The organism is Streptomyces sp. NPDC054813, assembly GCF_053611365.1.
Genome location: NZ_JBSHAF010000011.1, coordinates 299,249 through 311,739 on the forward strand (window position 1 = coordinate 299,249; position 12,491 = coordinate 311,739).

The window sequence follows — 12,491 nt, forward strand, 5'->3', positions numbered from 1 at the left end:
CAGCCACGCTGCGCACGGGCTCGGCGGTTAACGGAAATCTGTCACGGCGAAGCCACATCTCCAGGGCTGCCGGAGTTAGGGTTGGCATGCGACGCGGATGGTGCCGAATCCTTCGGAGACCGGTGCCAGGCCCGCCCGGGTCCCCCGCCGCGTCCCCGAAACGAAGGTGTCATGCCCGCTGAGAACGCCCCGGTCGCCGGCAACCTCGACGATGACGACTACCCCGCCTACACCATGGGACGGGCCGCCGCCGTTCTCGGCACAACCCCCGCCTTCCTCCGCTCCGTCGGCGACGCCGGGCTGATCGCCCCGCTGCGTTCACAAGGAGGTCACCGCAGGTACTCCCGCCGTCAGCTGCGCGTCGTCGCCCGCGCCCGGGAGCTGGTCGACCAGGGCACCCCCGTCGAGGCCGCGTGCCGGATCATCTCCCTGGAGAACCAGCTGGAGGACGCCCTCCGGCTGAACCGGGAGGTAGGCCGGAAGCTCGACGGGTGCCGCACGGATATCTAGTGCCGCCAGCACAGAAATATCCCCAACGGCGGCACTAGAATTCCCGTGCGGCCCCGAAAACACATGGCCGCTTACAGCCCACCTGTGTTAGCGTGATAGCAGTTGCAGTTTTGGTTGCCAGAGAAATTTTTTCTTTGTAAAGCTTTCCGGATCATTCCGGAGGGGTGATCATCGCGGCGACTCGGCTTCGTAAAGTGCGGAGTCCGGCACTGCCCCTCAAGGGAGATTCAATATGGCATCTGGCACCGTGAAGTGGTTCAACGCGGAAAAGGGCTTCGGCTTCATCGAGCAGGAGGGTGGCGGCCCCGACGTCTTCGCCCACTACTCGAACATCGCCACCCAGGGTTTCCGCGAGCTTCAGGAAGGCCAGAAGGTGACCTTCGACGTCACGCAGGGCCAGAAGGGCCCGCAGGCCGAGAACATCGTTCCCGCCTGAAGCTGACGCGAACCGTGGCGAGCCACTAGCTCGCGCGATTTGAGGCTGGGGCCCGCGCTCTTGGGGTGCGGGCCCCAGCTTTTCTCTTTTTTTCTCCGGCTCATTCTTGTGATTCCTCGCGCGGTCACCCCGCCCGCCGGCCGGAATTCCTCGATACGCCGCATCGAGGAAGGTTCCTTCTTGAACCGCACCCGCCGCACCGGCGGCAGTTCCGGCCGCCACCGCACGGACCGCAGCACCGCACGCTCGGCAGGCTCCAGTTCCACCCCCGGCAACCGCTTCCGCGGCCAGGGATCCGGCCACCAGGGCCCCCGTCAGGGCGCCGGCACCGGCCGCAAGAACAGCCAGGCCCAACGCTCCGCCCCGCGCCGCCAGGAGTTCGCCCTGCCGGTCACCCTCACCGAGCCGCTGCCCGCCGTCGAGACGTTCGACGAACTGGACATGCCCGAACGGCTGCTGGCCGCCCTCCGCACCGAAGGCGTGACCGTCCCCTTCCCGATCCAGGCAGCCACCCTGCCGAACGCGCTGGCCGGCCGGGACGTCCTGGGCCGGGGCCGCACCGGCTCGGGCAAGACGCTCGCCTTCGGCCTGCCGCTGCTGGCCCGCCTGGACGGGCAGCGTGCCCAGCCCAAGCAGCCGCTCGCCCTGATCCTCGTCCCCACCCGCGAGCTGGCCCAGCAGGTCACCGACGCGCTCACCCCCTACGCCCGCGCCCTGCGGCTGCGGCTCGCCACCGTGGTCGGCGGCATGTCGATCGGCCGTCAGGTCAGCGACCTGCGCGCCGGCGCCGAGGTCGTCGTCGCGACGCCCGGCCGCCTCCGCGACCTCATCGAGCGGGGCGCCTGCCGGGTGGACCAGGTCAACATCGCCGTCCTCGACGAGGCCGACCAGATGGCCGACATGGGCTTCATGCCGCAGGTGACCGCACTGCTCGACCAGGTCCCGGCCGGCGGCCAGCGGTTGCTGTTCTCGGCCACCCTGGACCGGAACATCGACCTCCTGGTCCGCCGCTACCTCCACGACCCCGTCGTGCACTCGGTCGACCCGTCCGCGGGCGCGGTCACCACCATGGAGCACCACCTGCTGCATGTGCGCGACGCCGACAAGGAGACCGCCGCCACCGAGATCGCCGCCCGCGACGGACGCGTGCTGATGTTCCTGGACACCAAGCACGCGGTGGACCGGCTCGCCAAGCGGCTGCTCGCCGTCGGTGTGCGGGCCTCGGCGCTGCACGGCGGCAAGTCCCAGTCGCAGCGCACCCGGACACTCGCCCAGTTCAAGGACGGCCATGTCTCGGTCCTGGTCGCCACCAACGTCGCCGCCCGCGGCATCCACGTCGACGGCCTCGACCTCGTCGTCAACGTCGACCCGCCCGCCGACCACAAGGACTACCTGCACCGCGGCGGCCGTACCGCGCGCGCCGGCGAGACCGGAACCGTCGTGACCCTCGTCCTGCCGCACCAGCGGCGGGCCGTGGACCGCCTGATGACGGACGCCGGGATCACCGCGAGTGCCGTCCAGGTCCGTCCCGGTGAGGCCGAACTGCATCGCATCACCGGCGCCCGCACCCCCTCGGGTGTGCCCGTCACCCTGGCCGCACCGACCGCCGACACACCGCGCGAGGGCACACGGTCCGCCGGCCGCGGCCGGGGCCGTGGTCGCGGGGGCCGGTCGTCCGCCGCCCGAACGCGCCGTACCACCTCAAGGGCCGATTCGTAGCCGAAGGAGGACCAGCTCACTGCCGGAGCACGGGGATGCGCTCCCGGCGGACTGGCCGAGCCGACGCCCGTCCCGCCCGCCCCGACGCTGGACCGCACCCCGGACGTGTCCCCCGTGGTCGACGAACACGGATACACCCCGGGCGTTCTCGCCCTCACCCCCTGACAGCCGTCCGAAACCCCGTCCCGCCGCGTCTCGCGGTCGCCCCCTGAGGAGGCATCCATGCGTGTTGTCATCGCCCGTTTCCCCTTCGACCTGACCAAGAGCGAGGTCGAACAGTCGATGAGCAGCCACACGCCCGAACCTGTCACCGGCGTCGGCGTGACCATCGACGGCCGCGTCTACCCCGTGATGCAGGTCGGTGAAGTGATCACCCGGCAGAACCGCCGCGACTTCACGACGCTCGAGATGCGCCGCGCACTGACCCGCCTCGGCTTCACCTGCCACGACGCGCGCCCGGTGACTCCGCCCCGGGAGGCGCGCGCCGACGAGGACGTCCTCGGCTGGTGACACCCTCCAGGCGACCGCGAGTACTGCGCGGTTCGCGGGTTGGAAAGCCTGAGATGTGGCACCCGGATCCTGAGCGGGCCGTACTTCGGTAGGAGCGGCCGACGGTTCAGCAACGAGCCGCACACCGCACAGACCCGGCGCGCCCCGCTCAGCCGGTTGTCGCCGTGGGGCTGCCCGGCGGCAACCGGTACAGCACGCGCCCGGGACGGCGTCTCTTCCCCCAGGGAGGTCAGGCCTCCTTGTTGATCAGTTCGTCTGTCACCCAGCTCGCGACTCCCTCCGGATACGGGGCGGACAGGCCGAGGACAATGTGCCGGAAGCCGGCGTTCAGTGCCTCCGCGATCGCGGTGCGGGTCGTTTCCGGGTGGTCGTAGGAGACGGGGAGATGGATGGAGCGGGTGATCTCGGCGGGATCCCGGCCGATCTCCGAGCAGTAGCGGTCCAGGAGGGCACTGCGGCGGACGCAGTCCTCGATGTCGCCGCCCGGGATGTTCCAGAGGTCGGCGTGTTCGGCGGTCACCCGGAGGGTCGTCGCCGAGCGGCCCCCGATCAGGATCGGGGGGTGCGGGCGCTGGACGGGTTTGGGGTTGGCGAAAGCGCCGGTGAGCTCGTGATGGGCGCCGTGGAAGTCGAAGGGTTCGGCGGCCGTCCACAGGCGGCGGATCAGGGCGCAGGCCTCGGCGAGGCTCTCGACGGCATGTGCCGGAGGGGTGAAGGGCAGGCCGTGCGCCGGGTACTCGCGGCGGGCCTCGGGCGGATGCGGCCGTGAGCCGACACCGATGCCGAAGTCGAGCCGGCCGCCGGAGACGACGTCGACGGTCGTGGCGATCTTCGCCAGTACCGCGGGCGGCCGGAAACGGTTGCTGGTCACCAGGAGACCGAGGCGCAGCCGTCGCGTCTGGGCGGCCAGGGCGGACAGCAGCGTCCAGCCTTCGAATATGGGCCCGTCGGGATCGCCGCCGATCGGCATGAGGTGGTCGAACAGCCAGGCGTGCTCGATCTGGGGGATCGCGTCCGCCTCCCGCCAGACCCGGAGGATGTCGTCGTACGACACCTGCATGGGAGCGGTCATGATCCCGAAGCGCGGTGGGGTCGTGGTCGTGGATGCCATGGGGCGGCCTCTCTGCCGTCGGTCAGCGGCGGCGCAGTACCGGGTCGAGCAGGGCGGGCGGGGTGTCGTGCTTCTCGTGGGCGGCCAGGTCGGTGCCGGGGGCGACGATCGCGTCGATCGCGTCGAGGACATCGGCGGAGAGCACCGTGTCGGCGGCGGCGAGCTGGGAGTTCAGGTGGTCCTGGGTGCGGGGGCCGATGAGGGCGCTGGTGACGGCGGGGTGCGCGGTGACGAAGCCGAGCGCGAGCTGGATCAGGGTCAGTCCGGCCTCCTCGGCCACGGCGGAGAGCCGCTCCACGGCGTCGAGCCGGGCCTGGTTGGCGGGCAGGGTGAGGTCGAAGCGGTCGGGACGGAGCTGGGAGCGGCTGGTGGTGATGGGCCGGCCCATGCGGACGGCCCCCGACAGCCAGCCCGAGGCCAGCGGGCTCCACGCCAGCACGCCCATCCCGTACTCCTCGGTCACCGGCAGCACATGGGTCTCCACGCCACGCTGGAGGAGGGAGTAGCTGGGCTGTTCGGTGACGTAGCGGCTCAGGTGGTGCTCGCGCGCCGCCCATTGACCCTGCACGATCCGGTACGCCGGGAAGGTCGAGGAGCCGAAGTAGCGGATCTTCCCCGCGCGTTGCAGATCGGTCAGCGCCGACAGGGTCTCCTCGTCGCTCGTGGCCGGGTCCCAGCGGTGTATCTGATAGAGGTCCACGTGGTCGACGCCGAGCCGGCCCAGGCTGTTCTCCAGCTCAGTGACCAGCCACCGCCGTGAACCGCCGCGGTGATTGGGCTCGTCTCCCATCGGCATGCCCGCCTTCGTGGCCAGCACGATGTCGTCACGGCGGCCGGCGATCGCCTTGCCGACCATCTCCTCCGACTCGCCCTGGCCGTACATGTCGGCGGTGTCGATCAGGTTGATGCCGGCGTCCAGCGCGGCGTCGACGATCGCCGTCGCTTCCGCCTGCGTGGTGCGGCCGACCGCGCCGAAGTTCATCGCCCCCAGCGCGAGCGCGCTGACCTGCACACCGGTACGGCCCAAGGTGCGGTACTGCATGACCGAGTCTCCTCACATGACGCAACATGACATTCAGGCAAACAGGACGAACTGGAAAGCGGGACGAGGTCCCGTTTCATGTCTTCGACGATACGGAACGCTGTCCCGTTTAGCAACGCCCCGATAGGGTGACACCGGAGGGAGCACCCGACGAAGGACGGACGATGAAGGACGAGGAGCAGGCGGTCCGGCCCCGCCGGGCGGACGCCCGGCGCAACGAGATGACCCTGCTGGAGGCGGCCGCGGCGGCGTTCGTCGCGTCGGGTGTGGAGGCGCCGGTACGCGACATCGCGGCCCGGGCGGGCGTCGGCACGGCGACGATCTACCGGCACTTCCCGACCCGCGCGGACCTGATCATCGCCGTCTACCGGCACCAGGTGGAGGCCTGCGCAGAGGCCGGCCCGGCCCTGCTGGCCGAGGCGCCCAGCCCGTACGACGCGCTGCGCCGCTGGATCGACCTCTTCGTGGACTTCCTGGTCACCAAGCACGGCCTCGCCGCGGCCCTGCGCTCCGACCAGGCGGGCTTCGACACCCTGCACGCCTACTTCCTGGACCGTCTGGTCCCGGTCTGCACCCGGCTCCTCGACGCGGCGACCGAGTCCGGCGAGATCCACACCGACATCGCCGCCATCGAGCTGATGCGCGGCGTCGGCAACCTCTGCATCGGCGCGGAGAACGACCCCGGCTACGACGCCCGTCGACTCGTCGCCCTTCTCGTCACCGGGCTGGGCCGGACATGACACGCCAGGCATAAGGTGCCGGGCATGAGAGGCAGTTGCGAGGTCTGCGGCAACCCGATCGAGAGCGGCGGCGGCCCCGGCCGTACCGCGTCGTACTGCTCCCAGGCCTGCCGCCAGCGGGCCTACCGGGAACGGCGACGGGCGGCCGGCATGCCCCCGGCCAGGGAGCTGCTCTCGGACCTCGGGAACCGGCTGGGGCGGGTGCGGCTGGCACCGGGGACCGCGTTCCACGCGGACGTGGAGGGCCTCACCACCCGCTTCGCCCAGCTACGACGCCTCGCCCGGGAGGCGGGACAGGGACCGGGGCAGGGACCGGGACCGGGGCAGGGGCCGGGAGAGGAACCAGGGCAGGGGCCGGGACAAGAACCGCGGCAGGGGCCCGGACGGAAACCGGGCCGGGGCGCCGCCGGAGGCACCGACACGGGAAGCGCCACGACAACCGCCGACGCGGAACGCCTCGCGACCGCCGGCGCGAATAACGTCACGACCGACGTCACGACCGACGTCACGGAAAACGTCCCGCACTCCCGCCAGGAAATCGTCGCGGCCCCCGCCCCGGGAAACGTCACCTACGCCGCCGTGACGAAATCGGACGACACCGCCTTCACCGTCCTCGTCGAGGGCCACCGCCGCGAACTGCGCGTGCACTGCTACCGGTTGCTCGGGTCCTACGACGAGGCCGAGGACCTCACCCAGGAGGCGTTCCTGCGGGCCTGGCGGGTCAAGGAGACCCTGGACGGGGTCGACAACACCCGCGCCTGGCTGTACCGGATCGCCACCAACCTGTGCCTGGACTTCCTGCGCAGACAGAACCGGCGCCCGGCCCCCTACGAACCCGTGCCGGGCATGGACTCGGGCGACGGTCCGCCGCCACCCCGTATGCCCTGGCTGCAGCCGTTCCCCGACGACCAGTTGCCCGAGCCGGCCGCACCGCAGCAGGAGCCCGACGAGCAGGCCGTGGCCGGCGAGACCCTGGAACTGGCCTTCCTCACCGCCATCCAGCAGCTCCCGCCCCGCCAGCGGGCCGCGGTGATCCTGCGCGATGTCGCCGGCTGGTCGGCGCGGGAGACCGCCGACCTGCTGGGCGCGAGCGTGGCCTCGGCCAACAGCGCGGTGCAGCGCGGCCGTTCGGCCCTGCGGGAGGCGCTGCCCGGGCGCCGGGAGGACTGGTCGGCCCCGGCCGCCGCCCCCAGCGCCACGGACCTGGCCCTGCTCCAGCGCTACATGGAAGCCGCCGCCCGCGCCGACATCGACGCCATGGTCGACCTCGTCCGCGAGGACGCGGTGCTCACTATGCCGCCGAACCCGTTCTGGTTCACCTCCCGCGACGCGCTCTTCGGCTTCGTCCGTCCCAACCTCGACCCGGCGTCCCCGATGTTCGCCGGCCACTGGCGCCACCTGCCCGTACGCGCCAACGGCCAGCCCGCCGTGGCCGGTTACCTGCAACGCCCCGGGACCAGCGTCTTCCGCGCCCAGCTCATCGACGTGCTGCGGATCGAGGGCGGCCGGATCGCCGAGATCACCACCTTCGAGCCCCACCTCTTCCCGGCCTTCGGACTGCCGATGACCCTCTGAACCGATCCGAATCGATGGGTCCGATGAGTTCACGGCTGCCGCGCGTCCTATGGAGCGACGGACATTCACGAAGCCGAACGGAGCTCACCAGTCATGTTGCTGAAGGACAAGGTCGCGGTCGTGTACGGCGGAGCCGGTGCGCTCGGGGCCGGGGTGGCGCGGGAGTACGCGCAGGCCGGGGCACGGGTGTTCCTGGCCGGGCGTACGGAGGCGACGCTGCGGGAGGTCGCGGCGGCCACCGGCGCCGAGTTCGACGTGGTCGACGCCGAGGACGAGGCCGCCGTCGAGGCGCACGCGGCCGCCGTGGTCGAGCGGGCGGGCCGGATCGACGTCTCCCTCAACCTCGTACCGCGCGGGGACCTCCAGGGCGTCCCGCTGACCGAGATGTCGGTCGAGGACTACACCCGGCCGGTGGCGCGGGGCATCGCCTGCCAGTTCATCACCGCCAGGGCGGCCGCCCGCCGGATGGCCGCGCAGGGTTCGGGTGTGATCCTCGCCCTGAACAGCGGTTCCCACAACGGCACCCCGATGCTCGGCGGCACGGGCGCCGCCGACGGCGCGATCGACGCGCTCATCCGGCAGCTCGCCCAGGAGGTCGGCCCGTCCGGCGTCCGGGTCTGCGGGATCTGGACCGCCGGAGTGACCGACACGCTCACCCCGGAGAAGCTGAGCGCGGCGGGCGCCCCGGCGATGGACGAGGCGGCGGTGGCCGGTATCCGCGCCCACCTGGACTCGCTGCGGATGACGAAGCGCTCCCCGCGGATCGCGGACATCGCGGCGCTGGCCACGTTCCTCGCCTCGGACGCCGGGGTCGCCCTCACCGGCACCTGGGTCAACGCGACCGCCGGAATGTTCCCCAGCTGACGTCACCGTCCGGGACGCGAAGTGTGGCCCCGGGTCGCCGCTCCGGCGCCGGGTGTGGACCCGGGTCACCGGTCCGGGCGCCAGGTGCGGACCCGGCTCACCGGTCCGGGCGCCAGGTGTGGACGTGGTCCAGGTCAGGGTCGTCCGACCCGGCCGCGCGCCGCGTGGTGCTGCCCACCTGTCCGCCTGCCCCCGCGAGCCTGCCCGCCTGCTCGCCTTCCCGCCTGTCCACCTGTCCGCCCGCCCCCGCCCCCCTGTCCGCCGATGCCGTTCGGGCCGCGGATATTGCCTGGCATCGGTGGCCGACCCTGGCGGAGACTCGTGCCATGGCCGACATGAGGGCGTTCCGGGACGCGGTTGCCGACTGGGCGGGGAGTGCGGGCGGGGGCCCCGCCCCGGAGTCGGCCGGGCGGCTGGGCGAACGGCTGGGGGTGCGGGTCGCCGTGCTGCTCGAGGGGCCGAGTGATGTCGCCGCCGTCGACGCGCTGGCCGCGCGGCACGGGCGGGACCCGGCGGCCGAGGGAGTGTGCGTGCTGTCGATGGGCGGTGCGATGAACGTCGGGCGCTACGCCCGCCTGCTCGGACCACCCGGCCTGGGGCTGCGGCTGACCGGACTGTGCGACGAGCGGGAGTGGCCCTACTACGCCCGTGGCCTGGAGCGGGCCGGTGCCACGCGGCACGGGTTCTTCGTCTGCGCCGCCGACCTGGAGGACGAACTGATCCGCGCCCTCGGTCCGGACCGGGTCACGGAACTCGTCCGGGCCGAGGGCGACGGGCGAGCCCTGCGCACCTTCCTGAACCAGCCCGCCCAGCAGGGCCGTACCTCACAGCAGCAACTCCGCCGCTTCCTCGGCACGAAGAAGGGGCGGAAGATCCATTACGGCCGGGTCCTGGTCGAGGCACTGGAGCCCGACCGGGTGCCCGCGCCGCTCGCCGGGCTGCTCGACGCGTTGCTCGACGGCCTGCCCGACAGCCTGCCCGACGGTCTTCCGGCGGAGGTGCGCGGCACCCCCTGAGGACGGTTGCGAAAGTGCGCCCTTGCAGCCCGCGCGCTGGTCCGGCGTGAGTGTCAGACCCGTCTGCCAGGCTCCGGTCATGGAGACGACGCTGCAACTGACGATCGACTGCGCCGACCCGCAGAGGCTGGTGGCGTTCTGGAGCGAGGCGCTGGGATACGTGCCCGAACCGCCACCGGGCGGCCATGCCACGTGGCGGGAGTACTGGGCGGCCATGGGGGTGCCCGAGGAGGAGTTGCCCGTCGGTGCGGGCGACGCCCCGGAGTCGATCGTCGATCCCGCCGGGCAGCGGCCACGGGTGTGGTTCCAGCAGGTTCCCGAACCCAAGGCCACCAAGAACCGGATACACCTCGACCTGAAGGTCGGCGGCGGGCGCGAGGTCCCCTTGGCGGTCCGCACGCGGCGGGTCACCGCCACCGTGGAAAGACTGGTCGAAGCCGGTGCCGGCGTCCTCCGGACCACGGACGAGCCGGACATGGGCTACTACGCCGTCGTGCTGCAGGATCCGGAGGGCAACGAGTTCTGCGTCGTCTAGTCGTCCAGGAGCTTTGGTTCGTCCAGGAGCTCTAGCCCCCTAGAAGCTCTGGCCGTCCAGGACCTCCGGCCGTCTACGAGCCGTCACCGGCCCAGCCCCAGCGCCTCCGCCAGCGCCCGGTATCCCGGCAGCGGGTCGGTGTCCGCGGGGTGCAGTAGCTGGAGCGCCACATGGTCGGCGCCCGCCTTCTGGTGGGCGCGGACACCCTCCGCCACCCGGGCCGCCTCGCCGTGCAGGATCAGCGCGTCGAAGAGGCGGTCGCTGCCGCCGTCCGCGAAGTCGGTGTCGTCGAAGCCGAGACGGCGTAGGTTGCCGAGGTAGTTGGTCAGGTTCAGGTAGCGGCCCAGGGTGGCGTCGCCGATGGCGCGGGCCCGGGCGGGGTCCGTCTCCAGGACCACCTTCTGCTCGGGGGCCAGGATCGGTCCGGTGCCGAGGATCTCGCGTGCCTGGCGGGTGTGGTCCGGAGTGACGAGGTACGGGTGCGCCGCCGCCGTGCGGTCGCCGGCCAGGCGCAGCACCCGGGGCCCGAGGGCCGCCAGGGCGCGACGCGCCACCGGGACACCGCCCTCGTCGAGGACGTCCAGGTAGTCGTTCAGGGCCTGGTAAGGCCGTACGAACTCCTTGGTCGCCTCCCGGTGGCCGGCGCCGATGCCCAGCAGGAAGCGGTCCGGGTGGCGCTCGGCGATCCGGCGGTACGAACGGGCCACCCGGTCGGCCGGGTTGGACCAGATATTCACGATGCCGGTGGCGAGGACCAGGGTCTCGGTGGCGTCCAGCAGCCGCTCGACCACGGTCAGGTCCGGGTCGGTCACGTTGCCGAGCCACAGCGTGCCGTAGCCCAGGCGCTCCAGTTCGACGGCGAGCTCCGGCTCGGTGTCGGTGTGGCGCCATGCGCCGACGGCGCCCAGGTCGATCTTGTCCGTCTCATCCACGATCTCGTCCATGTCAGCCACAACTGGGTTCTGACGACAGCTATTCCGATCACCATCGAAATAACGGTCATCAACCTTCAGCGATCACAAGCCTGAACTCTCTTTGCATACATGACCCTTGACGCATCCACGACACCCTCCCTAGCTTCGCAGAGAAAGCGCTTTCCGTCGCTACCTGTCCCGCACGTCCGGTCACACCTCTGAACCCGAACGGAGACGAACGATGCTTGTGAGACCAGTCATCGCGTCCGTCGGCCTGCTCGCGGCCAGCCTCGTCGCACTGTCCGGCACCTCCGCGCAGGCAGCGTCCACCGTGCTGTACGTGTCGCCGAGCGGCACCGACAGCGCGGCCGGCACCCAGTCGGCGCCGACCACGCTCACCTCGGCGATCGGCCGTATCGCCTCCGGCGGCACGATCTACCTGCGCGGCGGGACGTACAACTACTCCTCCACCGTGACCATTCCGGCCGGTTCCAACGGCAGTTCCGGCGCCCTCACCACCCTCTCCGCCTACCCGGGCGAGACGCCGGTGCTCAACTTCTCCGCGCAGAGCGAGAGTTCCTCGAACCGGGGCATCCAGCTCTACGCCAACTACTGGCACCTGTACGGGCTCACCGTCCAGCACGCCGGGGACAACGGCATCTACGTCGGCGGCAGCAACAACGTCATCGAGCGTGCCGTGACCGCGTACAACCGCGACACCGGGCTGCAGCTCGGCCGGATCTCCTCGAGCACGCCCAGCAGCCAGTGGCCCGCCGACAACCTCGTCGTCAGCTCCGAGTCGCACGACAACGCCGACAGCGACGGGGAGGACGCGGACGGGTTCGCCAGCAAGCTGACCACCGGGACCGGAAACGTCTTCCGGTACGACGTCTCGCACCACAACATCGACGACGGCTGGGACCTCTACACCAAGACCGACACCGGGGCGATCGGGCCGGTCACCATCGAGTACTCGCTCTCCTACGGCAACGGCACGCTCAGCGACGGCAGCCAGAGCGGGGACGGCGACCGCAACGGCTACAAGCTCGGCGGCGACGACATCGCCGTCAACCACGTGGTGCAGCACAACATCGCCTACGGCAACGGGCACCACGGGTTCACCTACAACAGCAACCCGGGCACGATGACCGTCTCGAACAACGTCGGCATCGACAACGCAGAGCGCAACTTCTCCTTCGACAAGGGCACTTCGGTGTTCCGGACCGACACCTCGTGCCGGTTCGCGGTCGACGGCTCCAACGACAAGACCGTCGGCGACGCCGACAGCTCCAACCAGTTCTGGACGGCCACCAACGGCTCCCGGTGCGCCACCTACGCGGGCGCCCTCGGCTGGTCCTTCGCGTCGAACGGCAAGCTGAACGTCACCTTCGGCGGGAAGGTCGTATCACCCTGAGAGCGATCGCCGTGGGGGGGGGGGCCCCCGCGTGGGGAACCGCCCGGCGGGGGGTGGCGCGCACGAGGTGAGAGACCGCCCCCCCCCGGGGGGGGCGGCCCCGGG

The 12,491-nt window shown here is 71.3% G+C and carries 13 protein-coding genes; 10 read left to right on the forward strand and 3 right to left on the reverse strand.

Features of this window, described 5'->3' with window-relative positions; all coding sequences use genetic code 11:
- Positions 1 to 171: 171 nt before the first annotated feature.
- The 4 genes from ACWGJB_RS24110 to ACWGJB_RS24125 all read left to right on the forward strand — a co-directional run bounded on the left by ACWGJB_RS24110 (position 172) and on the right by ACWGJB_RS24125 (position 3,175).
- On the forward strand, positions 172 to 510 hold the full coding sequence (locus ACWGJB_RS24110) for a helix-turn-helix domain-containing protein (RefSeq protein WP_453382184.1): 339 nt from the start codon (positions 172 to 174) through the stop codon (positions 508 to 510).
- Between the two features lie 232 nt (positions 511 to 742).
- Complete coding sequence (locus ACWGJB_RS24115) at positions 743 to 946, forward strand: cold-shock protein (RefSeq protein ID WP_031482971.1); 204 nt, start codon at positions 743 to 745, stop codon at positions 944 to 946.
- 180 nt (positions 947 to 1,126) lie between these two features.
- Complete coding sequence (locus tag ACWGJB_RS24120; RefSeq protein ID WP_453382185.1) at positions 1,127 to 2,665, forward strand: DEAD/DEAH box helicase; 1,539 nt, start codon at positions 1,127 to 1,129, stop codon at positions 2,663 to 2,665.
- Positions 2,666 to 2,887: 222 nt separating this feature from the next.
- Entirely contained in the window at positions 2,888 to 3,175 is a 288-nt protein-coding gene (locus ACWGJB_RS24125) for an SCO5918 family protein (RefSeq protein WP_453382186.1), read from the forward strand.
- Between the two features lie 229 nt (positions 3,176 to 3,404).
- Here ACWGJB_RS24125 and ACWGJB_RS24130 read toward each other — a convergent pair whose 3' ends face one another.
- Complete coding sequence (locus ACWGJB_RS24130) at positions 3,405 to 4,286, reverse strand: LLM class flavin-dependent oxidoreductase (RefSeq protein ID WP_453382187.1); 882 nt, start codon at positions 4,284 to 4,286, stop codon at positions 3,405 to 3,407.
- A gap of 22 nt (positions 4,287 to 4,308) precedes the next feature.
- A complete protein-coding gene (locus ACWGJB_RS24135) occupies positions 4,309 to 5,328 on the reverse strand; it encodes an aldo/keto reductase (protein WP_453382188.1) in 1,020 nt (339 codons plus the stop codon).
- A 164-nt stretch (positions 5,329 to 5,492) separates the two neighbouring features.
- Here ACWGJB_RS24135 and ACWGJB_RS24140 point away from each other — a divergent pair, with 164 nt between their 5' ends.
- From ACWGJB_RS24140 to ACWGJB_RS24160, 5 genes are all read left to right on the forward strand, one after another.
- A complete protein-coding gene (locus ACWGJB_RS24140) occupies positions 5,493 to 6,068 on the forward strand; it encodes a TetR/AcrR family transcriptional regulator (protein ID WP_453382189.1) in 576 nt (191 codons plus the stop codon).
- 24 nt (positions 6,069 to 6,092) lie between these two features.
- Positions 6,093 to 7,643 (forward strand): RNA polymerase subunit sigma-70, encoded by a 1,551-nt coding sequence (locus tag ACWGJB_RS24145; protein ID WP_453382190.1) that lies wholly within the window; start codon positions 6,093 to 6,095, stop codon positions 7,641 to 7,643.
- 93 nt (positions 7,644 to 7,736) lie between these two features.
- On the forward strand, positions 7,737 to 8,507 hold the full coding sequence (locus tag ACWGJB_RS24150) for an SDR family oxidoreductase (protein ID WP_453382191.1): 771 nt from the start codon (positions 7,737 to 7,739) through the stop codon (positions 8,505 to 8,507).
- A 326-nt stretch (positions 8,508 to 8,833) separates the two neighbouring features.
- Positions 8,834 to 9,523 carry a TOPRIM nucleotidyl transferase/hydrolase domain-containing protein gene (locus ACWGJB_RS24155; RefSeq protein WP_453382192.1) on the forward strand — a complete coding sequence of 230 codons (690 nt, stop codon included), beginning with the start codon at positions 8,834 to 8,836 and terminating at the stop codon, positions 9,521 to 9,523.
- Positions 9,524 to 9,602: 79 nt separating this feature from the next.
- On the forward strand, positions 9,603 to 10,058 hold the full coding sequence (locus ACWGJB_RS24160; RefSeq protein WP_453382193.1) for a VOC family protein: 456 nt from the start codon (positions 9,603 to 9,605) through the stop codon (positions 10,056 to 10,058).
- Between the two features lie 83 nt (positions 10,059 to 10,141).
- On the opposite strand, the gene ACWGJB_RS24165 is transcribed toward ACWGJB_RS24160, so the two are convergent.
- Positions 10,142 to 11,002, reverse strand: a complete 861-nt coding sequence (locus ACWGJB_RS24165; RefSeq protein ID WP_453382242.1) for an LLM class F420-dependent oxidoreductase — start codon at positions 11,000 to 11,002, stop codon at positions 10,142 to 10,144.
- Between the two features lie 211 nt (positions 11,003 to 11,213).
- Here ACWGJB_RS24165 and ACWGJB_RS24170 point away from each other — a divergent pair, with 211 nt between their 5' ends.
- Positions 11,214 to 12,386, forward strand: coding sequence for a right-handed parallel beta-helix repeat-containing protein (locus ACWGJB_RS24170; RefSeq protein ID WP_453382194.1), 1,173 nt, complete (start codon positions 11,214 to 11,216; stop codon positions 12,384 to 12,386).
- Positions 12,387 to 12,491: the final 105 nt, after the last annotated feature.

What these genes read in the sequence shown, in the direction of transcription:
- ACWGJB_RS24135 (WP_453382188.1), bottom strand. Translation starts at nt 5,328, where the DNA reads ATGCAGTACCGCACCTTGGGCCGTACCGGTGTGCAGGTCAGCGCGCTC.
- ACWGJB_RS24115 (WP_031482971.1), top strand. Translation starts at nt 743, where the DNA reads ATGGCATCTGGCACCGTGAAGTGGTTCAACGCGGAAAAGGGCTTCGGC.
- ACWGJB_RS24165 (WP_453382242.1), bottom strand. Translation starts at nt 11,002, where the DNA reads ATGGACGAGATCGTGGATGAGACGGACAAGATCGACCTGGGCGCCGTC.
- ACWGJB_RS24155 (WP_453382192.1), top strand. Translation starts at nt 8,834, where the DNA reads ATGGCCGACATGAGGGCGTTCCGGGACGCGGTTGCCGACTGGGCGGGG.
- ACWGJB_RS24145 (WP_453382190.1), top strand. Translation starts at nt 6,093, where the DNA reads ATGAGAGGCAGTTGCGAGGTCTGCGGCAACCCGATCGAGAGCGGCGGC.
- ACWGJB_RS24140 (WP_453382189.1), top strand. Translation starts at nt 5,493, where the DNA reads ATGAAGGACGAGGAGCAGGCGGTCCGGCCCCGCCGGGCGGACGCCCGG.
- ACWGJB_RS24130 (WP_453382187.1), bottom strand. Translation starts at nt 4,286, where the DNA reads ATGGCATCCACGACCACGACCCCACCGCGCTTCGGGATCATGACCGCT.
- ACWGJB_RS24170 (WP_453382194.1), top strand. Translation starts at nt 11,214, where the DNA reads ATGCTTGTGAGACCAGTCATCGCGTCCGTCGGCCTGCTCGCGGCCAGC.
- ACWGJB_RS24110 (WP_453382184.1), top strand. Translation starts at nt 172, where the DNA reads ATGCCCGCTGAGAACGCCCCGGTCGCCGGCAACCTCGACGATGACGAC.
- ACWGJB_RS24125 (WP_453382186.1), top strand. Translation starts at nt 2,888, where the DNA reads ATGCGTGTTGTCATCGCCCGTTTCCCCTTCGACCTGACCAAGAGCGAG.
- ACWGJB_RS24160 (WP_453382193.1), top strand. Translation starts at nt 9,603, where the DNA reads ATGGAGACGACGCTGCAACTGACGATCGACTGCGCCGACCCGCAGAGG.
- ACWGJB_RS24150 (WP_453382191.1), top strand. Translation starts at nt 7,737, where the DNA reads ATGTTGCTGAAGGACAAGGTCGCGGTCGTGTACGGCGGAGCCGGTGCG.